The sequence below is a fragment of the Calothrix sp. NIES-2098 genome (genome assembly GCF_963875125.1).
In the GTDB taxonomy this organism is placed as follows: Bacteria; Cyanobacteriota; Cyanobacteriia; order Cyanobacteriales; family Nostocaceae; genus Aulosira.
In genome coordinates this window covers 7,621,021-7,639,830 of the sequence record NZ_CAWNKJ010000001.1, presented here as the reverse complement: position 1 = coordinate 7,639,830, position 18,810 = coordinate 7,621,021, and the positions used below count along the sequence as shown (strand labels likewise).

17 protein-coding genes are annotated in these 18,810 nt (G+C 41.5%); 10 read left to right on the top strand and 7 right to left on the bottom strand.

Annotation, left to right across the window (positions count from 1 at the left end):
- Positions 1-36: 36 nt before the first annotated feature.
- Complete coding sequence (locus tag AACU33_RS32210) at positions 37-1,092, bottom strand: M20/M25/M40 family metallo-hydrolase (RefSeq protein ID WP_096594340.1); 1,056 nt, start codon at positions 1,090-1,092, stop codon at positions 37-39.
- Positions 1,093-1,294: 202 nt separating this feature from the next.
- Here AACU33_RS32210 and AACU33_RS32205 point away from each other — a divergent pair, with 202 nt between their 5' ends.
- Positions 1,295-2,521, top strand: coding sequence for an urease accessory protein UreH domain-containing protein (locus AACU33_RS32205; RefSeq protein WP_096594338.1), 1,227 nt, complete (start codon positions 1,295-1,297; stop codon positions 2,519-2,521).
- Positions 2,496-3,101: a hypothetical protein gene (locus tag AACU33_RS32200; RefSeq protein ID WP_096594337.1), complete on the top strand. Its 606-nt coding sequence runs from the start codon at positions 2,496-2,498 to the stop codon at positions 3,099-3,101. The genes AACU33_RS32205 and AACU33_RS32200 overlap by 26 nt, the downstream gene beginning before the upstream one ends.
- A gap of 147 nt (positions 3,102-3,248) precedes the next feature.
- On the opposite strand, the gene galE is transcribed toward AACU33_RS32200, so the two are convergent.
- A complete protein-coding gene (gene galE / locus AACU33_RS32195) occupies positions 3,249-4,247 on the bottom strand; it encodes a UDP-glucose 4-epimerase GalE (protein ID WP_096594336.1) in 999 nt (332 codons plus the stop codon).
- A 451-nt stretch (positions 4,248-4,698) separates the two neighbouring features.
- On the opposite strand from galE, the gene AACU33_RS32190 reads away from it, so the two are divergent.
- From AACU33_RS32190 to AACU33_RS32175, 4 genes are all read left to right on the top strand, one after another.
- Positions 4,699-5,394 carry a hypothetical protein gene (locus AACU33_RS32190; RefSeq protein WP_096594335.1) on the top strand — a complete coding sequence of 232 codons (696 nt, stop codon included), beginning with the start codon at positions 4,699-4,701 and terminating at the stop codon, positions 5,392-5,394.
- Between the two features lie 176 nt (positions 5,395-5,570).
- On the top strand, positions 5,571-7,322 hold the full coding sequence (locus AACU33_RS32185; protein ID WP_096594334.1) for an ABC transporter ATP-binding protein: 1,752 nt from the start codon (positions 5,571-5,573) through the stop codon (positions 7,320-7,322).
- A gap of 86 nt (positions 7,323-7,408) precedes the next feature.
- A complete protein-coding gene (locus AACU33_RS32180) occupies positions 7,409-8,686 on the top strand; it encodes a sensor histidine kinase (protein WP_096594333.1) in 1,278 nt (425 codons plus the stop codon).
- 164 nt (positions 8,687-8,850) lie between these two features.
- Positions 8,851-9,489: a HupE/UreJ family protein gene (locus AACU33_RS32175; protein WP_096594332.1), complete on the top strand. Its 639-nt coding sequence runs from the start codon at positions 8,851-8,853 to the stop codon at positions 9,487-9,489.
- 105 nt (positions 9,490-9,594) lie between these two features.
- Here AACU33_RS32175 and AACU33_RS32170 read toward each other — a convergent pair whose 3' ends face one another.
- Positions 9,595-10,272 carry a sugar transferase gene (locus AACU33_RS32170; RefSeq protein WP_096594331.1) on the bottom strand — a complete coding sequence of 226 codons (678 nt, stop codon included), beginning with the start codon at positions 10,270-10,272 and terminating at the stop codon, positions 9,595-9,597.
- A gap of 366 nt (positions 10,273-10,638) precedes the next feature.
- Between AACU33_RS32170 and AACU33_RS32165 the strand changes: the two genes are divergently transcribed.
- Positions 10,639-10,944, top strand: coding sequence for a hypothetical protein (locus AACU33_RS32165; protein WP_096594330.1), 306 nt, complete (start codon positions 10,639-10,641; stop codon positions 10,942-10,944).
- 52 nt (positions 10,945-10,996) lie between these two features.
- Here AACU33_RS32165 and surE read toward each other — a convergent pair whose 3' ends face one another.
- The gene (gene surE / locus AACU33_RS32160; protein WP_096594329.1) at positions 10,997-11,677 is read right to left on the bottom strand and encodes a 5'/3'-nucleotidase SurE; all 681 of its coding nucleotides are present in this window, start codon (positions 11,675-11,677) and stop codon (positions 10,997-10,999) included.
- A gap of 51 nt (positions 11,678-11,728) precedes the next feature.
- Between surE and AACU33_RS32155 the strand changes: the two genes are divergently transcribed.
- Together AACU33_RS32155 and psb32 are read left to right on the top strand one after the other, a co-directional pair.
- A complete protein-coding gene (locus AACU33_RS32155) occupies positions 11,729-12,916 on the top strand; it encodes a HEAT repeat domain-containing protein (protein WP_096594328.1) in 1,188 nt (395 codons plus the stop codon).
- 156 nt (positions 12,917-13,072) lie between these two features.
- Positions 13,073-13,816 (top strand): photosystem II repair protein Psb32, encoded by a 744-nt coding sequence (gene psb32 / locus AACU33_RS32150; protein WP_096594327.1) that lies wholly within the window; start codon positions 13,073-13,075, stop codon positions 13,814-13,816.
- A gap of 58 nt (positions 13,817-13,874) precedes the next feature.
- Here the strand turns inward: psb32 and AACU33_RS32145 are convergent, their stop codons facing one another.
- From AACU33_RS32145 to AACU33_RS32135, 3 genes are all read right to left on the bottom strand, one after another.
- Positions 13,875-14,258, bottom strand: a complete 384-nt coding sequence (locus tag AACU33_RS32145; RefSeq protein ID WP_096595459.1) for a DUF4346 domain-containing protein — start codon at positions 14,256-14,258, stop codon at positions 13,875-13,877.
- A gap of 103 nt (positions 14,259-14,361) precedes the next feature.
- Positions 14,362-15,549: a GNAT family N-acetyltransferase gene (locus tag AACU33_RS32140; RefSeq protein ID WP_096594326.1), complete on the bottom strand. Its 1,188-nt coding sequence runs from the start codon at positions 15,547-15,549 to the stop codon at positions 14,362-14,364.
- Between the two features lie 144 nt (positions 15,550-15,693).
- Complete coding sequence (locus AACU33_RS32135; protein WP_096594325.1) at positions 15,694-16,386, bottom strand: RibD family protein; 693 nt, start codon at positions 16,384-16,386, stop codon at positions 15,694-15,696.
- Between the two features lie 293 nt (positions 16,387-16,679).
- Between AACU33_RS32135 and AACU33_RS32130 the strand changes: the two genes are divergently transcribed.
- Positions 16,680-18,803, top strand: a complete 2,124-nt coding sequence (locus AACU33_RS32130; RefSeq protein ID WP_096594324.1) for a sensor histidine kinase — start codon at positions 16,680-16,682, stop codon at positions 18,801-18,803.
- The last annotated feature ends 7 nt before the right edge of the window (positions 18,804-18,810 follow it).

The window sequence follows — 18,810 nt, the reverse complement described above, 5'->3', positions numbered from 1 at the left end:
TTCCCTTATCGAGAATTTCTCTGCATCATATCCAAATTACTGTTGAGTTGCTAAATTCTCCTCATTCTCTAACAAAGTATTCGTAGTATTCAGCACAATTTGCGCTGAACCTATGAAGAAATCACGGTCAATTGTGGCTGGAATATCGCTAGGTTGATGGTAGTGCGGAGTCCGAAGATTAGCAGTATCAGTTACTAAGACAGCACCTACTCCTTGATACCAGAATGGTGCATGGTCGCTGCGTAAGGTGTCTGGTGTCAGCAAGCCTTTAAGCGGAATTGGCAGCGTTAGGACTAACGGTAAATTTGAATCCTCTTTATTCCAGGCTGTTGGCGGGATTTTCTGGGAGTTTTGAAAGGCGTTCAGCAAAGGTAAATGTTCTGTATCGCCAATTACTGCTACGAAGTCGCCCTTATCGCTGGGTGGAGTCACAGGTAAACCTGCTGGATAATCTTGGCAACCAGAAGTATGGCAAGCATAACCTACCATATCCATAACAATAACCCCACGCAGGTTTTTTAACCTTGCTGTTTTGCTGACAAAAGCCTTACTACCTAAAAGTCCCGCTTCTTCTTGGTCAAAAAAAGCTAGTTGCAATGTGCGGGGTGTGGGACGGGAACCCAGAATTCTCGCAACTTCTAACATCACAGCTACACCGCTAGCGTTATCATCGGCACCTGGAGAGTTAGCAACAGTATCATAATGGGCTGCAACCAGAATTGCGCCTGCTTTTTTGTTAGTTCCTTGGCGTTCGACAAAGATGTTTACACCTTCAGAGAACTTTTCTAACTTAGGTGTCAAGCCTAATTTTCGCAGTTCAGTTGTAATATAAGTGCGAGTACGCGATCGCTCTGCATCTGTATAACGCTGAAAATTCAACTTTTGAATGTGGGTAAACAGCTTGTCAGCCGACACCAGCAAATTGCTAGATACTGGCTGAGATGTCTGTGCTGGAGTATTTTCTTTGGGAATACTCTCAACAATTGTCGGTGTGGGAGGCTGCTCGAATACCATATTTTTGGCAATACCTCTGCTACCGACAACTATCACTACCACTAGGAATAACAGCGCTAGCCAAATCCATTTTTTCATGCGATCGCTCTCTGCTTCTCAGACTTTAAGTTAACGCAAACAGCAAGTTTTACAGCTAGTCTTTTGACAGAGTCCACATTTTCACCTAAAGTTCCGCAGTATAACAGTGCTGAGTACCAACTGCTTAGTGCTGAGAAAGAAGAAAAAATAATTTTTTCATGCTTCCATCCAAAACTCAGAACCGCAGACTCAGGCTTTACATATGCTAGATTTATCACTCATCACAATCCTGGGTTTTTTGGGCAGTTTTGGACATTGTTTTGGGATGTGCGGCCCTTTAACAATGGCATTTTCTTTATCGCATCAGCAGGAAACTTCTAATTGGCGACAGCAATTAAAATTTCACATCTTGCTGAACCTGGGACGAATGTTAAGCTATGCCCTAGTCGGTACGGGAATTGGCGCGCTGGGTTCGGTATTAGTAGAGGGCGGACAGCTAGCAGGTATAGGCAGTGAATTACGTCGTTGGATCGCAATCATTACTGGATTGATGCTGATCTGGTTTGGTTTAGGGCAAATAAAACCCGATTTTCTACCGCGAATTCCAGTTTTACACCCCTTATTACAAGGAAAATTACACAATCGCCTGAGTGCAGGAATGGTCAACCTTTCTTTGCAAAGTAGATGGTGGACGCCAGCGCTTTTGGGGATGACTTGGGGATTAATGCCTTGTGGTTTCTTGTATGCTGCCCAAATTAAAGCAGCGGAAACTGGTAATTTATGGATGGGTGCAGCAACTATGCTAGCTTTTGGCTTAGGCACTCTACCGATGATGTTAGGTGCAGGGATTTCTGCTTCGTTGGTTAGTCAAGATAAACGCAGTCAGTTGTTTCGCTTAGGCGGTTGGGTAACTCTCATCATTGGCGCAATTACTTTGTTGCGAACTGGCGACACAATGGTCGATTACACTGGACACGCCGCCTTAATCTGCTTGATTCTAGCGCTGATTGCTCGTCCTATTAGTCGCATTTGTCCATCGCCCTTGCATTACCGTCGGGCTTTGGGAGTGGGAGCTTTTGTCCTGTCTGTTGCTCACACTGTTCACACGATCGAACATTCATTGCAATGGAATTTTGCTGCTTTCTGGTTCTTGCCACCAGACTTCCAGTGGAGCATAGCTGCGGGTGTTGTAGCTTTAGTTTTGATGGCTCCCGCTGCTTTCACAAGTTTTGATTTCTGGCAAAAACATTTAGGTAAGCGTTGGCGACAGATTCATCTGTTAAGCGTGCCTGCTTTAATTTTGATTGTGATTCATGCAATTTTGATTGGTTCCCATTACCTGGGTTCTTTACAATCAAATGGGGGGAATAAAATAGCAGCAGCGTTACTGGGTTGTTTTACCCTCTGTGTGTTGCTAGTGCGTTCGCGGTGTTTTTGGTCAAGCTTATCTATCGAAAAATTTTATGTTCCCCCAACTAAATCGCGCTAAATTTTCTCTTCCTTTAGTTTTTTTATTACTAACTTCAGTTAATGAGCTTCATACCGCCTCTGCCCATACAGTCAAAATATCCACAGATGTTGGTGGTACGCTCCATATCGAACCGAACGACAATCCTCAAGCAGGAACCCCTACAAAAGCTTGGTTTGCTCTTACTCGCAAAGGTGGAAAAGCGATCGCCCTCAAAGACTGCAATTGCCAGTTAGCTGTCTATGCCGAACCCCACACAGCAAAAGAGCCGCCACTGTTAGAACCTTCTTTAAAACCCGTGTCAACCGAACGCTATCAAGCTACACCAGGTGCAGAAATCACATTTCCCAAACCAGGGAATTATTTACTAGCACTCAGTGGTAAACCAACAGCAGGGGCAAGTTTCAAACCTTTTGAGTTAAAGTTTGACGTGACCGTAGCATCAAGTTCGGCAAATATATCACAAGCATCACAGAATGTCAATGTCAATACTGATGTAGTAGAGACTCAACCTCAACCATTCTCATTGTGGGCGATCGCCGCCGTCGTATTTGCAACAGCAGGAATTGTGTTAGCTGTGGTACAGAAGCGGCGGAGATAGGGGAGTGTGGGGAGTGTCGGAAGTGGGGGGACAAGGGGGACAAGGGGGAGCCACTGCGTTGGACGGGTTTCCCGGATTAAAGCAAGTGGCGTGACAAGGGAGAAATAGTCAATGCCCCATGCCCCATGCCCTATGCCCCATGCCCAATTACTTATGCCTTTGTTGATGCCACTGCCATGCGTGTAGAACTATATCTTTGATGCCTGGGTATTGGGGTTGCCAGCCTAAGATTTTTCTAGCTTTGTCGCTACTGCCGATTAAAGATGGGGGATCTCCGGGACGGCGATCGCATTCTTGTATGGGGATAGTCAAGCCTGTAACATCCTCGGCGGCTGCAATTACTTCTCTAACTGAGAAACCCAAACCATTGCCTAAATTGAAAACTTCGCTGTCACCGCCTTGCAATAAATATTCCAATCCTAAAATATGGGCGTCTGCTAAGTCGCTAACGTGAATGTAATCTCTAATGCAGGTGCCATCGGGCGTAGGATAATCAGTACCGAAAATGGAAATAGATTCGCGCTTGCCTAAAGCTGTCAGTAGTACCAAGGGGATTAAATGGGTTTCTGGGTTGTGATCCTCACCTAGCAGTCCACTGGGATCGGCTCCAGCTGCATTGAAGTAGCGGAAACGCACTGATTTTAGACCATAGGCAGCGTCAAAATCAGAGAGAATGCGCTCTACCATTAACTTAGTAGCGCCATAGGGATTAATCGGATTTTGGGGATGATTTTCGGGAATTGGCACAACTTCCGGTACCCCATAAGTTGCACAAGTAGAAGAAAAGACAAATTTCTTAATAGATGCTGCCAGCATTGCTTCTAACAGCACCAAAGTACCCACAACGTTGTTGCGGTAGTACTTAGCCGGGTCTGTTACTGATTCACCTACATAGGCGTAGGCAGAAAAGTGCATCACTGCTTCAATATTGCGAGTTTGAAATAATCGATCTAAAAGAGCGCGATCGGATGTGTCACCCGCTACTAGCTCTACTTGCAAAACTTTCTCTACTAAGTCGCGATGCCCATACACCAAGTTATCAAGAATGACTACTTCATAACCTGCTCGTTTGAGGGCAAGCACCGTATGAGAACCAATATATCCGGCTCCCCCCGTCACCAAAATCGTGGGCTTTCTAGGCGACATAGTTTTTCCTTTTGAGTTATAACTACTTAACTAATTTAAATTACTGGTGTCTCATTACTCATTTGCAAAATTCTAAATAATACACCCAGTGTCAAAAAATTGCACTAAAATCACTACGACGGTAGTCTTTGGTTGTGAGGTTTGAGGTATTTTAAGTCAGGTAACAGTGCGATTACAATTTGACGAGAAAATAAATCCGCTGCCGGAAACCTTGAGGCTGACCCTTCAGGGTCAGCCATTTAACGGCAGTTGCAACAATGAGAACTGCTTAGTGCAATGTGTTGGCTCGGAAATCCCAACCAACATTTGTTACCTTGCGGGTACTCCTTCTCCTTTGGAGACGCTAACGCGAAGGGAGAACTCGTTCGGTGCAGTCTTTCTCTCCTTCGCAACAGACTGCTTTACCAAGGCAATGGTTCACCGCATCGGAAAATTTGTGAGTTAATTTATTATGTTTCTACTGTTAAGCCGTGTATTACTGTGGCTATTAATTGGCACTGTTGTATATTCTTTGTTCCAAAGATTTTATCCAACAGGTAATTTTGTTGGTCGATTAGTCATAGTGATTATGTTGATCGTCCTAGCGCTGGCGTTCATTAACCCCAACGAACCAGCAGTAGCATCTTTGTGGAGGTTGATATCATTCCCCCTGAAACCTCTGGGAGCATCGGTTTTGATGTTAATTTTTGCTGCTCAGAGAATTAAGGGAGGTGGAATAGATAAACCAGGAGGATACTTACTTGGTTGGGCGCTAACAATTTTACTGTTAGCAAGTACACCAGCTATTGCCTACTTCCTTGTCAGGGCACCAATAGCAACGGTTGGTAATCCTCAACTGGCTACTGTTAGGCAATTTACTCCCACATCAGAAACTTTAGTGGCGTCGCTTCCAGATACCACAGCTAATATTTCCGATGTCGTGGGGAATGGCATTCTACCTCAGAGTAATATGGTTCGGTCAAGCATCGCTTTGAGTCCGTTAGATATTAAAGTTCCACCTTACCTATTACAGAATCCTCAGGACATTAGAACACGCGGATTACGGATCGAAGATTTCGTACCCAGCGCCGAAACCCTGCAAGTAACAACCCAAGCTTGGGAAAGTTACCTCAATCAAATTTACTTTTTCTTGCGTGGTCGCCGATAAAGCTAAAAAGTTAACACAAGGCCAAAGCACTATGTCCTGGTGGCTGGCCTTTTTCAACTCTTATTTCTGCCAGAATAAAAGGAGGTTCAGTAGATTTGCTTGCAAGAGTCATTTTTCATTTGTGATTTCTCTGCGGCGCTGAGTTCCCCTAACCTCTGCTCCCCGATTTTTTCTGAATGGTACAATCTCGACGACTGGCTAAACTTGGTGCTTACCTGCGTCCCCATTGGCGGGAAGCAATGTTGGGTATTTTGGCTTTGTTAACTGTCAATGGATTAGGCGTTTATATTCCTTGGTTAATCCGCGCTTGTGTTGACAAACTCTCAACAACTTTTAGCTGGTATGAAGTTTTAAATTACGTAGTCATCATCATCTTACTCAGTTCAGCAATGTGGTTAATCCGCATGGCTTCACGCATCTGGCTGTTCGGCGTGGGACGTGAGGTGGAATTTGACTTAAAACAACGGATTTTTGAACACTTACTCAAGCTAGAGCCTTCTTACTTTGCCACCAATACTATTGGCGACTTAATTAGTCGGGCTACTAGCGATGTAGAAAATATCAAGCGGTTGTTGGGTTTTGCAGTCTTGAGTTTAGCAAATACGCTGTTTGCCTATGCTCTGACGCTGCCAGTGATGTTGACAATTAGTGTCGATCTGACCTTAGCGTCTCTGGCAGTATATCCCTTAATGTTCTTTTTGGTGCATCTATTTAGCGATCGCCTCCGCAAACAACAAACGGTAGTCCAAGAACAACTCTCTGACATTAGCGAACTCATTCAAGAGGATATTAGCGGCATTGCTCTGATTAAAATCTACGCCCAAGAAGAAAATGAGCGTCGTGCTTTTGCTAAAAAAAATCAACAGCTATTAACTGCTAACTTAGAACTAGCAAAAAGCCGCAATACGCTGTTTCCCCTGATTGGTGGTTTAGCTAATATCAGTTCGCTGGTAATTATCTGGTTAGGCGCATCGCGGATTTCTGCCGGAACTCTGGCTGTTGGAGATTTCCTGGCATTACTAATTTATGTAGAACGTTTAGTTTTTCCCACTGCTTTGTTAGGATTTACCATCACCGCCTACCAAAGAGGTGAGGTAAGTATCGATCGCTTAGAGTCGATTCTCTCAGTTCAACCGAAGATTCAAGACACAAGCGATGTCATCTATCTACCGAAGAGTGAAGTTAAAGGAAAACTGACAGCTAAAAACTTCAGTTACACTTACCCAGCTGCTACTACCCCGGCTTTAAATAATGTCAGCTTTACAATTTATCCTGGGGAAACGGTAGCAATTGTTGGGGCTATCGGTTCGGGAAAATCGACTTTAGCCAATGCTTTACCTCGCTTATTAGAGATTGAATCGGGACATTTATTTTTGGATGGGTTAGACATTACAAAGATCGCATTAACAGATTTACGAGGTGCGATCGCTTATGTTCCTCAAGATAGCTTTTTATTCAGTACCACCATCAGAAATAATATTCGCTACGGCGACCCAATTAGAGAACAAGAAAATATAGAGATTGTGGCACAACAGGCGCAAATTCACTCAGAAATTAGCAATTTTCCGCAGCAGTACGAGACCATAGTTGGCGAACGCGGAATTACGCTTTCTGGTGGGCAAAGGCAACGTACTGCTTTGGCTAGGGCAATGCTAGTTGATGCGCCAGTTTTAATATTGGATGATGCCCTCTCCAGTGTGGATAATCAAACGGCTACCCAAATCTTGAAAAACCTTTCCACTGGTACTGATAGAAAAACAGTTGTTTTTATTACTCATCAACTTTCTGCTGCTGCTGCTGCCGATCGCATTTTTGTTATGGACAAAGGTCAAATCGTCCAGATGGGCAAGCATTTAGAATTGGTTCAGCAACCAGGACTGTACAGAACTTTGTGGAGTCAGCATCAGATAGAGGAATTATTACATTAGGGTTTAAGTACTAGCGACAATTGTCTGTACAGCGAGTATAATTTGTCATGCAATTAGCTTGATAAATTATACTAAGTAAATACTCTATGCTGGAATTATTACAAAGTTTCTTTGTTGATGGTGGATTTATTCCACATGGACACTGTTACCTCTGGAAACCAGGGTTAGTAGTGCTACACATCCTCTCAGATTCTTTAATTGCCTTAGCTTATTTTTCGATTCCTGTTGCATTACTGTACTTTGTTCGCAAACGAGAGGATTTACCCTTTAAATCAATACTTTTATTATTTGGGGCTTTTATCGTTTCCTGCGGTACAACACACTTAATGGAAATATGGACGCTTTGGCATCCAACTTATTGGCTGTCTGGTTTAATTAAAGCGATTACAGCTTTTATTTCAATTTATACAGCGATTGTATTACTGCCGATAATTCCTCAAGCTTTAGCTTTGCCAAGTCCAAAACAACTGGAGACAGCTAATAATCAACTAAAACTAACATTGCAAGAACTAGCAGATGCGCAAGCGCAACTAGTTCATACAGAAAAAATGTCTTCTTTAGGACAGTTAGTAGCGGGTATTGTTCATGAAATTAACAACCCAATTAACTTTATTTATGGCAACAGTACGGCAGCTAACGAATATGCTGAAAACTTGCTAGATTTGGTTTCGCTTTATCAAGAGTATTATCCAAATCCTCAATCAGAGATTCAAGTTTCTATTGAGAAAATCGATCTTGATTTCATTAAAGAAGACTTACCTAAAATCTTATCTTCTATGCAAATGGGAGCAGATCGCATCCGCAAGCTCATCTTAGGATTGCGAAACTTTTCTCGATTAGATGAAGCCGATGTCAAGGAAGTTGATATTCACGAAGGTATTAATAGCACCTTACTAATTTTGCAGAACCGCTTAAAAGGCAAAGCAGATCGTTCTGATATTGAAGTTATTAAAGATTATGGTCGATTGCCTAAAGTTGAGTGTTACCCAGGACAAATAAATCAAGTATTTCTGAATATCTTGAATCATACTATTGATAATTTAAAGGGTGCAACTAATAAGCCTCAAATTTTCATTCATACTGAGGTTTTAGATAGCAGCAATCAAGTGTTAATTCGGGTTGTTAATAATGCTTCTGTTTTGACAGAAGATGTACAGGATAAAATATTTCATCCTTCCTTGACTAAGAATTTTATAGGTGCAAGTACAAATCTAGGGATGTCAATTAGCTACCAAATCGTAGCTCAACATGGCGGTCAGTTGAAATGTATATCAGCCTCGCCTCAAGGAACAGAAATTCTGATTCAACTTCCCATACGGATAAAATTTACGGAATTACTTAAAACGAAAGCAATAGACCATTAGAAAAAATACTATCCTCTGGTTCAGCTATCAATTAAAAATTGTCAATAGTAGTAAATTTACCTAAGTTTAAGTATTTGCCGCTATTTATAGTGAAGACTATGTTAGTTTTTTGGAAAACTTGGGTAAGATAAAGTACCAAAAAAATAAAGATTTGGTATAAATTGATGTTAACAACAGTTGAGTTATCAACATCTGCTACTAGATTACAGCATCGTCATGCTGGGGCGATCGCATCTCTAGTTTTAATCAGCTTATTGAGTTCATTGAGTGGTTTTCACGCTCATACAGCTATTTCTAATTCTTGGGAAGGCTTGCTTTGGGGAATTGCCGATCCAGTAATTAGCTTAGATCGGTTGGTTATTCTTGTCGCCATTGGCTTACTCTCGGCGGGAATGATTCGTGGTGGTTTGATTGCTGCGGCTTTTGTGTCAGCAGGAGTTTTCGGTACGGTAATTCATTTGTTTCATGTAGATTTAGCAGGTGCGGAAATCGGGGTTGCAACTTCTACAATCGCTGTCGGCGCTATGCTAATGATGTCAAAACAACCGAACTGGCTGTTACTCTCACTGCTGGGAGCGATCGCAGGTTTATTTCACGGTTATGCTAGTACTGGATCTGCTATTGAAACGGGAATAACGCCTTTAATTATTTATGTACTAGGCGTTACCTTAACTCAATGTGCTGTGGTTATGAGTGCTAGAGAAACTTACGCAATGTTGGCAAATAGAACCCACTTTGCTGGGTTGGCTTTTTTTGCGATCGGTATTGTATGTTTGTGCAATGCAATTAACTTAGTAATCTAAAAAAACAAGTGTTGCTAATTTGAGTATTGAGATATTTTGTTAAAGCAGTCCCCAATCGTTAGTAGTTGCTCATCAATGATTTGGGACTGCTATATATAGTTGTACTTAGCAAGCTCCTGTTTTATTGAAGATTACATAAAATGTTTTGCCAATTAACAATAAGTCATAAAATAAATGCCAATTTTGCTGATAGCGCAAATCTAGATCGACTATTTGTTCAAAATCTGTTACTTTAGAACGACCATTCACTTGCCATTCGCCAGTTAAACCAGGTTTGACATTCAACCTTTGCCAATGACGTGGTGAATAATTAACTACTTCATCTGCTGTAGGCGGACGTGTACCAACTAGGCTCATTTCACCTACTAAAACATTCCAAAATTGAGGTAGTTCATCCAGGCTAGTACGTCGTAAAAATCGACCAACTTTAGTTATCCGAAAGTCATTTTTATTTTTAAATATGAGTCCTTTAGCTTCATTTTTAACTAAAGATTTTAAATGCTCTGCATTACTCACCATTGAACGGAATTTCCGAATCCGAAATCGTCTTCCGAGATGTCCATAGCGTTCTTGAGTAAAGAAAATTGGCCCGGGACTATCGATTTTAATTGCGATCGCTATTGGCACAAACACAATTGCTAAAATCAATAACCCTACTAAGCTACCTAATATATCTAGACAACGTTTAAATTTAGATTTTAGTGAAGGGTGAGGAATAAATTTTAATTCCCAATCTGTAGAAGTAGCAATCTGAAAAACACTGTGTAATTGTGTGGAGTACATCATCCGCCCTAAAATCAAGCGATAAAAGTAAAATTACTTAGCCTTGATTTGAATATAGACTTAAGAGACTTAAAAATATTTTATTTTTCCGTGTATTTACTTGATCTTTAACAACAGTACTGATATCGTGATTTTTTATATTTTTAGGATAAAGTTAATTAAACATCTCCGGAGAAAGGCGAGTAAGCATGAGGAAAATTTGCCACTAAGTTTATTCTCGCCATAATTTGCTACGGATAATTACGTAAAAATTATCAATTACATTTCAATAGTGGCGGTTTCCTAGTGTTAATGCGTATATTAAATTATTCAATATCCGTAGCGATATTACTATGTTGATCTCTCAAAATTAGGGTGGTAAAAATCATGATTTCAACAGGAGTCGAAGTTAAGATAGGTCGCTTGGAATCTATTGTTGAGCAAATCGGCGAAGCAGTACTTTCTACTACGGAGACAATTGAGAGTCTCGCGCAAAGACTAGAGACTCTCAGCGTGCAAGTTGAAGCCCAAGGAAAACAGTTACAGCAGCAAGGTTATCAAATTTTTGCATTGTGTGACGCTGTACAAACCCTTGCTGAATCTCAGGATGATTCCTTACAAAAACTCAGCCAACTCACAGAAACTTTAGATAAGCTGATGATATTGCTACAAGGGTCGGATGAGGAAGAGTAGTAGGGAGTGTGGGGAGTGTGGGGAGAAATAACTAATGACTCTTGACTGTTGACTACACCCTTAACTTTGTGACAGCAATGTTACCCGAAAAACAGACATCCACATCGCTACCAGGAGTGCGATCGCGTTTTGCATATTCCCCAACATAATAAAAATCATCGCCTTCAATTCGATAATTAATTGGTAAGGCTTTGGTACAGGGTTGGCAAAACACAACTTCTGGGTATCGTTCTCCTGGTTGCAGATGTGGCAAATTTACATTCCAGAAGTGTCCTGGTTCTAGGGGACGCTGGAGTAGATCGGCTAAAACTTCCGCCGTGAATTTAGCTGCGAGTTCCCAATCAAAATTTTGCTTGGCTTTGCGATAGTGGGAAATAGCAATTCCGGGAATACCGTTCATTGCAGCTTCTCGCACCGCCGCCACCGTACCAGAAATATAAGCATCTACGCCCAAGTTACCCCCAGCATTGATCCCCGATAACACAAATTTGATATCGTCGCTAATTTGCGATATGGCAATTCTCACACAATCAGCAGGAGTTCCAGCGATCGCATATTCAGTTTGCGATCGCCGTTGCAGAGTAATGGGGCGAGTAGTCGTAACTTGATGTCCACAGCCAGATTGATGATCTCTCGGCGCAGCGACAATTACATTTTTTTCCTTGACAGCATTGAGTAGCGCTTTGATTCCAGGCGCATCGATACCGTCGTCGTTAGTGAGGATGATAGTCATATATTTATACTGAGGAGCCAAGCATCCATTGCTGTAAATTGAGGAAAGCAAATGGAATTCTATCGTCAACAGCCTTCAGAGTCTAACAATCTTCTACAACAGCTAGCCCAGTTGAGTGATGAGCAACTGCAACGAGATTACCTCAATTACCTGCAATGGACAGAACCCATAGCGCAGATGTTAGCGCAGCTAGAGGATGAGGCTGAAGCGTTACGAGTCGTCAGGTTAGCCTTAGATGTAGATTTGCGATTAGGGGCAAAGTTAGCGGGTGCAGTAAAACCAGAGTTTCAAATGCAAACTGTGGGTTTGGTAACTGCATTACAAATCCCTGAAGTATTGAAAGTTCAACTTTTGGGGATTACACGATCTGACTATGCCATTCCCTATCTGGTAGAAGCATTGAATGACGAGGAAAGCTGTATTCCTTGGACTGCTACATTTGCCTTTGGTGAAATTAAATCTGAGATAGCCGTGAGAGCGTTAATTCAAGCCTTAAACCATCAAAACTCAGATGTCTATTGGCTAGCTCCTCACATTTTGGCGCGAATTGGCTCTGAGTTAGCTGAAGCAGCATTAATTCATGCTTTGAATCATCAAAATCCTTGGGTTCGTGCAATGGCTGCTGAAGCATTAGCAGAAATAGGTAGAGAGGAAATTGTATATTTATTGATTCCATCTTTAAGGGACAAAGACCCTTATGTTGTGGAAATGGCTGCGTCTACTTTAGGCAAAATTGGTTATGAGGTTGCTGTACCAGCATTAATTGAAGTTTTACAGCATGAAAATCCTAAAGTTCGTATCCAAGCTGCTTCTGCTCTAGGAAAAATTAAATCCGAGGCAGTTATTCCTTCATTAGTTCAAGCATTAAATAATGAATCTCCCTCGGTTGATTGGTATGTTGCTGATGCTTTAGGAAAAATTGGATCTGAAGCAGCAGTTACAGCACTGATTCAAGCTTTGCAACATAAAAACTATCGAATTAGATATAGTGCTACTTCTGCTTTAGGAGAAATTAAATCTCAACAAGTAGAGGAAGCATTAATTCCATTGCTTTTAGATGAAAACTGGATGGTTCAGGATCGTGCTGTCGCTGGATTTGGGAATATCGTAACAGGTACGGAAGAACCAAAGAAGTTAATCTATGCAGTCAAAAATCTTCAACTATATGGTATAATCTGCCAATGGTTTGCAAAATCCGCCCGATTTAAAAATATATCTAAATCGGGCGGTGTTTCTTAGCAGTAGGTGGTCTGTAGCCGCAACTATCAAAATTGACAATAACAACCATCTTTTGGGTATAGTGAAAACTTTCAGATGGAAAAAGCCATGAACCAGGTGATTTTGACAGTGGTTGTGTAGTATTTTTGGTGCAAGACTGTCTCTCGAGTTTATCTAATGAAACAGCTCCTCAACCAAGTAATTATCATTCCAAAATACCTAATTAGGCTAATTCTGCCATTAGTTGCGATCGCACTAGTTTCTTGCCTAGCTGTGCCTTCGGCGTTAGCCACGGGCGCATATCAAATACCCAACCTAGCCGCAGATAATAGCACCTGGGTTGTGGATCAAGCAGATGCAATTAGCCGTGTAAATGAAGGTCAAATTAGCAGCAATTTGGCAGATTTGGCTAAGAAAACTGGCTACGAAACCAGAATTGTCACCATTCGCCGGCTTGACTATGGCGAAACACCAGAAAGTTTTGCCAAAGCACTATTTGAAAAATGGTTTCCCACAAAAGAAGCACAAGCAAATCAAACTCTATTGGTAATTGATACAGTTACCAATGGCACTGCTATTATTACTGGCGATAAAGTCAAGTCTTTGCTAACAGACTCTATTGCTGAGAGTGTAGCTTCGGAAACCCTAATGGCTCCCTTGCGTAATGGTAACAAATATAACCAAGCCTTCTTAGATGCAAGCGATCGCCTAGTCGCCGTTCTTTCTGGCCAAACCGATCCCGGCCCGCCCAAAGTTGTTGAGAATGTGCAGGTAGAAGGCACATTCAAGACAGCAGAAGAAACTGACAAAGATAAAGGTAATGCTACTGCTTGGGTAGTTGGGCTGCTAATTGCTGCTACTGTTATCCCAATGGCAACTTACTATCTTTACCAAGTTAACCAACCATCGAACAATGGCTAATAGCTGATAGTTGACTGTTAATCGTTAACTGTCAACTTTCAACAATTAACATTTAAGTTCAATCTTGAACGTACTCTTGCCCTGTCACTAAAGCCACCTCAGCCCGAACAAATTCTCTACCCAAATAAGCTGCATGATCTAAAAGGCTTACAGGACAGGGCTGAGTTTCTTCAAATATTTTGACGCAAAGTTCTTTAGCTGTTCTGGCACTAAATACAGTTGTATGAGTTCTTTCTACTTTTCCTCTTGCAGGAATCACCTTTCCTGTTTCTGGATCGACAGCTAAACCGCGCTCATCAATTACATTTGTAAAATGTTTGGCATAAATTAACTTTGCCTCTCGATCCAAGTAGATAATGAAATATCCACTGGGGTCAAGGTCAATATGACGCCCAGAAAGCTGCTCGTCAATTGCTGCCAAATCTTCTACCATCAAATCCATAGCCATTCTTAAAATCAAATTTTTGCAAAGTTTTTACACTCCATTTCCAGTGTAATTCTTCCTTTCCTATATTCCCGTTTATTCTTGGTTTATTTGTAATTTATTAGCTCTCACCATCTCTTTTACTAAAAGGTAACTCGGCATTCATCGCCTCAATTTCCTGCTGTTCGAGTTGATTCACTTCTTTAATATAAGGCAGCAAAATTTGTGATAAACGGTTGTTGTAAAAGCGGTGCAAACTATGATTGGGTTTAGCAGGAAAACCGCGCCGTTTTTTGTGGCGTCCGCCAGCACCGGGGTCAAAAATTTGGATATCGTTAGCGATCGCCCATTCAATCGGTGCATAATAGCAAGCATCAAAATGTAAGCAATCTATTTCTTGAAAACTTCCCCAATAACGTCCATATAGTCTGTCACCTTTAAATAAACAAAAAGACATTCCTATTGGGTGACGGCTATCTTGCTCGCTATAAGCTGCAAAAAACAATACTCGATGGCGGTAATTGCTGTGTAATTGTTCAAAAAACCGTTTTGTCAGGTATTTACTACCCCACCAGCCAAACTTGTCACAAGTATCCGCATAAAACTGATACATCAAAGGAAATAAAGAATGGGATATTTCATCACCAGTTAGCGGTTGTAGTCGTAAACCTGCCTTTTCTACCGCTTTGCGTTCCCGCTTAATATTGCGGCGTTGATTGGCGTTGAATACAGCTAAGTAGTCATCAAAATTATTAAATCCACCATTTTCCCAGATGTAGCTGTGATGCAACCAACTTGTAAAGCCTTGTCTTTCCAAAACAGGACGCCATTCGGGATCGATATAAAGAAAATGACATCCAGAAATGCGATGCTTAGTGCAAAAAGAGTCAATCTCATGCACCATTAAGCCTGTAATTTCATCCTCATCTTCTCCTGGTGCAATTAAGAAACGATAGCCTTCAGCCGGAGTAAACGGCGTCATTCCCAAAAGTTTCGGGTAATAATCTACGCCAATACGTTCAGCTAAACTTGCCCACTGGTGATCAAAAACAAATTCGCCAGCACTATGTCCTTTCAGATAAAGTGGAGCCGCAGCAATCAATTCTCGATCGCGCCACAATGTCAAATGATTTGGCAACCAACCAGTTCTGCGGGTAGCACTGTGGGATGTCTCCAGATTGTTCAGCCACTCCCACTCTAAAAAAGGAGTTTTCAGGGGTAATGCCAAAGCATCCCAAGCCTGTTGGGGTATTTCAGCAATTTTATCGATCCAAACGATAGAATAGCGAGGTTTTAGTTTTTCTATCATCGTGTGGGTTTTGAGGTAACTAGGATGGGAGGATGAGGACGAAAAAGCCGAGGAGCAGAGGGCAGGGAGCAAGGGGGAGAAATAATTGACCCTTGATTGTGGACTGGTTGCTTTTGACAAATGCCCAATCTCTAATAGGGTAATCTAATCTACTGGTCGTTGTAGCCGATAGTGCAAAAACACTTCCTGCTCAACTTGATGAACTTCTAAAAGTTGAAGGCGGGGAGCCAAATTAGCCAGAAATCCTACGCCTGATACTGGTGTGGGCGCATTAGCACCGCCTAGAATCAAGGGACACACGGTTAACCATAATTCATCTATTAAATCTAGTTCCAGCATTGACGCTACTAACTCCCCACCTCCCAATACCACTAAGCGTGTTATATGTAGAGATACCAGGTGTTTTAAAGCAGTCAGAGTGTCAATCTTGCCCGTTGGTGTTTCAAAAACCAGAATTTCATCGAATTGTGAGCGTCCTTCCCAAGTCAGTGCGCCAACTTTGGTTGTTAGCAACCAGCGTTTAACAGGTTGTTTAAAAAAGTGAATTTCCGGATTGAGGTTAGCAGATTGTGTAATGACTATATGAACAGGCTGGGGAGATTTTCCCTCCTGTGTCCGACGTTGCAGCAGTTGAGGATGTGATACGGTTAGTGTAGTACCGTATGCACGCAGAGTACCAGCACCAAAGATAACGGCATCAGAGGCAGCAATTTGTTTTTCCAGGTGTGCTATATCAGCCTTTGATCCAAACCGAGCAGGCGATCGCCTAAAATCGGCTATTTTACCATCTGCACTCATTGCCAAAACCACTGTGGTGTGAGGACGATGTTGCACCATTAAGTTGCTTTGATAATTTGAATATTTTCCTTGCTGTGTGTTGATTTAACATAAATCCATATATGCAAGCTACTGTTTAGCGATTTCACCAGTGTATAGATATGCAACACAAGTCTTTTTTACAAATAACCTTCACGGGTTTTGGTATAACATGTTTCTTTTTGCAGATGCAAACTTTGATATCTTTAACCTTTGCCAATAAAGTACTGATAACTTAATAAAATGTCTCAACTAGCTGGTCTAATTGCATATCTTTGGCTGTTGTGGTTTGCTGATGCGAAGTGAGACGTTCGATGGAGAAGCCCCGTCAATCATCCTTTCGGCGTATTTTATTAACAAGAATATTGCTGTTATTTGTTCCGGTGTTATTAATAGGAGAAATTGTCGCCTTAAATAAGGCACGCAATAGCCTATTGAAAACTGCGCGACAGAACTTAACAGAAAGTGCCGCGATCAAAGGGGAGAAGATTGTAGATGCGATCGCTACCCTAAAAACTAGTTTGCATATTATTAGTAAAACAAAAGTTATCCAGTCTCCTTCACCCACAGAGACGCAGGAATTTCTCACTCAAATAGCGAAACAACTGCCAAGCAAAATTGAGTGTATTCAATTAAAAAATCTACAAACAGATAAAATTGTTGCTAGTACTTGTGATGGCAAACCAATTGAAGAACTGAGTACGTTTTTGCCATCCCAAGGAGTTGAGATTACAACAATCTTACCGCCAAAGGCTGGCACAACTGGTTCTAGAGATCCGCAAAACCAATTGCAAGTATTACTATCAGCTCCAGTTTACGATAATGCAGGTCAATTGCTCTATAGCTTAAGTCTTCAGTCAGCATTGTACCAACAAACTATCAAACCGCCGGGATCGCTCACAGGCTCTTTGTTAGTCATTGCTGAAGATGGCACAATTTTAGCGCACCCATTGCCAGAAAGAGTCGGGAATAATATTCAACAGTACCGAGAATCTTCTCAACTCCAAAGCCTGATTAAAAAGGCGAATATCGGACAACGAGATTCTATAGATTTGTCTTTTCAACAGGGGCAAGAACTAGTAGCTGGTTATACAGCAATTCACGATCCCCTGCAACAAGATTCACAGCAAAAATGGATTGTTTTAGCTGTCACAAGTGTAGAGAATGCAGTTTTTGGTTTGGAAGAAATCAAACTTATTCTGATTGTTTTAACTGTCGGTTTAATAGGTGCAAGTTTATTAGCATCTTTATATTTAGCTCCTTACCTCGCAAGACCTGTAGAAGAATTGCGAGATTATGCACTCAATATTGATAGCCATCACCACGCCCAACCAGTTCCCCACAATTTTAAAATTAGAGAGTTTAATCAACTAGCACAAGCCTTAGACCAGATGGTTGCAAGGCTCAAAGCTTGGGCAGAAGAACTAGAAATAGCTTGGAAAGAAGCAAAAACTGCTAATCAAGTTAAAAGTCAGTTTTTAGCTACAACTTCCCATGAGTTACGAAATCCATTGAATATTATTATTAATTGTGTTCGCTTAGTTCATGACGGCTTGTGCGATAACCGAGAAGAAGAAATAGAATTTCTCAAGCGTGCTGATGAAACAGCGATTCATCTATTAGGAATTATTAACGATCTACTGGATATTTCTAAAATTGAAGCAGGCAAACTTTCAGTAGTTACAGAACCTCTAGATCTGAGAAAATTACTATTAGAAGTAATTAATTTACAGTCAGTGAACGTGCAACAAAGAGGTTTGCAGTTGAAAACTGACTTAGGTAGCGAGCCAATTCCCGTGAAAGCGGATGCAGCAAAGCTCAAGCAAGTACTAATTAATGTAATTGGCAATGCTACTAAATTTACTGAAGAAGGAAGCATTGCGATCGCTTGTGAAATTCAAAACAGCGACGATCGACCTCAAGTATTGATTCATATCACAGATACAGGTATGGGGATCGATCCTGCCCAACAGCACAAACTATTTCGTCCCTTTGTGATGGTAGATGGTGCAAGTACGCGCAAGATTGAGGGTACAGGATTAGGATTGGCGATTTCACGCAACTTAATCGAACTCATGAAAGGTACTATTACCCTGAAGAGTGCGGGACTTCATCAAGGAACCACAGTTACCATCGCTTTGCCTTTAATCGATCTATCGCTGTTATTTCCCCCAGTAGAGGAAGGTAATTTACAGGATATTGAAGTCTCCGCCACAGATGAGGCAAAAAGAGGAATAAATAGTTATCTTAACCTGCAACAAGAATCGCTACTTGACTCTACAGAAATTCCCGAATCTACAATAGCAGAGATAGATGAATCCAAAGATGAGTTGCCGCTTTTGGAAGATAGTTGCGAAGTTAGTCTTCTGAGACCGCCAAGTGTGTTTTCCAGTCTACCAACGGAAGAAGCTTGTACTAACGGTACTTCGGAAAGGTAGGGATTTG

Excerpts from the sequence above, each read along its gene's own strand:
- AACU33_RS32205 (WP_096594338.1), top strand. The coding sequence starts at position 1,295 with ATGCTAGATTTATCACTCATCACAATCCTGGGTTTTTTGGGCAGTTTT.
- AACU33_RS32200 (WP_096594337.1), top strand. The coding sequence starts at position 2,496 with ATGTTCCCCCAACTAAATCGCGCTAAATTTTCTCTTCCTTTAGTTTTT.
- AACU33_RS32155 (WP_096594328.1), top strand. The coding sequence starts at position 11,729 with ATGGAATTCTATCGTCAACAGCCTTCAGAGTCTAACAATCTTCTACAA.
- AACU33_RS32165 (WP_096594330.1), top strand. The coding sequence starts at position 10,639 with ATGATTTCAACAGGAGTCGAAGTTAAGATAGGTCGCTTGGAATCTATT.
- AACU33_RS32145 (WP_096595459.1), bottom strand. The coding sequence starts at position 14,258 with ATGGATTTGATGGTAGAAGATTTGGCAGCAATTGACGAGCAGCTTTCT.
- AACU33_RS32180 (WP_096594333.1), top strand. The coding sequence starts at position 7,409 with ATGCTGGAATTATTACAAAGTTTCTTTGTTGATGGTGGATTTATTCCA.
- AACU33_RS32185 (WP_096594334.1), top strand. The coding sequence starts at position 5,571 with ATGGTACAATCTCGACGACTGGCTAAACTTGGTGCTTACCTGCGTCCC.
- surE (WP_096594329.1), bottom strand. The coding sequence starts at position 11,677 with ATGACTATCATCCTCACTAACGACGACGGTATCGATGCGCCTGGAATC.
- AACU33_RS32190 (WP_096594335.1), top strand. The coding sequence starts at position 4,699 with ATGTTTCTACTGTTAAGCCGTGTATTACTGTGGCTATTAATTGGCACT.
- AACU33_RS32210 (WP_096594340.1), bottom strand. The coding sequence starts at position 1,092 with ATGAAAAAATGGATTTGGCTAGCGCTGTTATTCCTAGTGGTAGTGATA.
- AACU33_RS32130 (WP_096594324.1), top strand. The coding sequence starts at position 16,680 with ATGGAGAAGCCCCGTCAATCATCCTTTCGGCGTATTTTATTAACAAGA.
- galE (WP_096594336.1), bottom strand. The coding sequence starts at position 4,247 with ATGTCGCCTAGAAAGCCCACGATTTTGGTGACGGGGGGAGCCGGATAT.
- AACU33_RS32140 (WP_096594326.1), bottom strand. The coding sequence starts at position 15,549 with ATGATAGAAAAACTAAAACCTCGCTATTCTATCGTTTGGATCGATAAA.
- AACU33_RS32175 (WP_096594332.1), top strand. The coding sequence starts at position 8,851 with ATGTTAACAACAGTTGAGTTATCAACATCTGCTACTAGATTACAGCAT.
- AACU33_RS32170 (WP_096594331.1), bottom strand. The coding sequence starts at position 10,272 with ATGTACTCCACACAATTACACAGTGTTTTTCAGATTGCTACTTCTACA.
- psb32 (WP_096594327.1), top strand. The coding sequence starts at position 13,073 with ATGAAACAGCTCCTCAACCAAGTAATTATCATTCCAAAATACCTAATT.
- AACU33_RS32135 (WP_096594325.1), bottom strand. The coding sequence starts at position 16,386 with ATGGTGCAACATCGTCCTCACACCACAGTGGTTTTGGCAATGAGTGCA.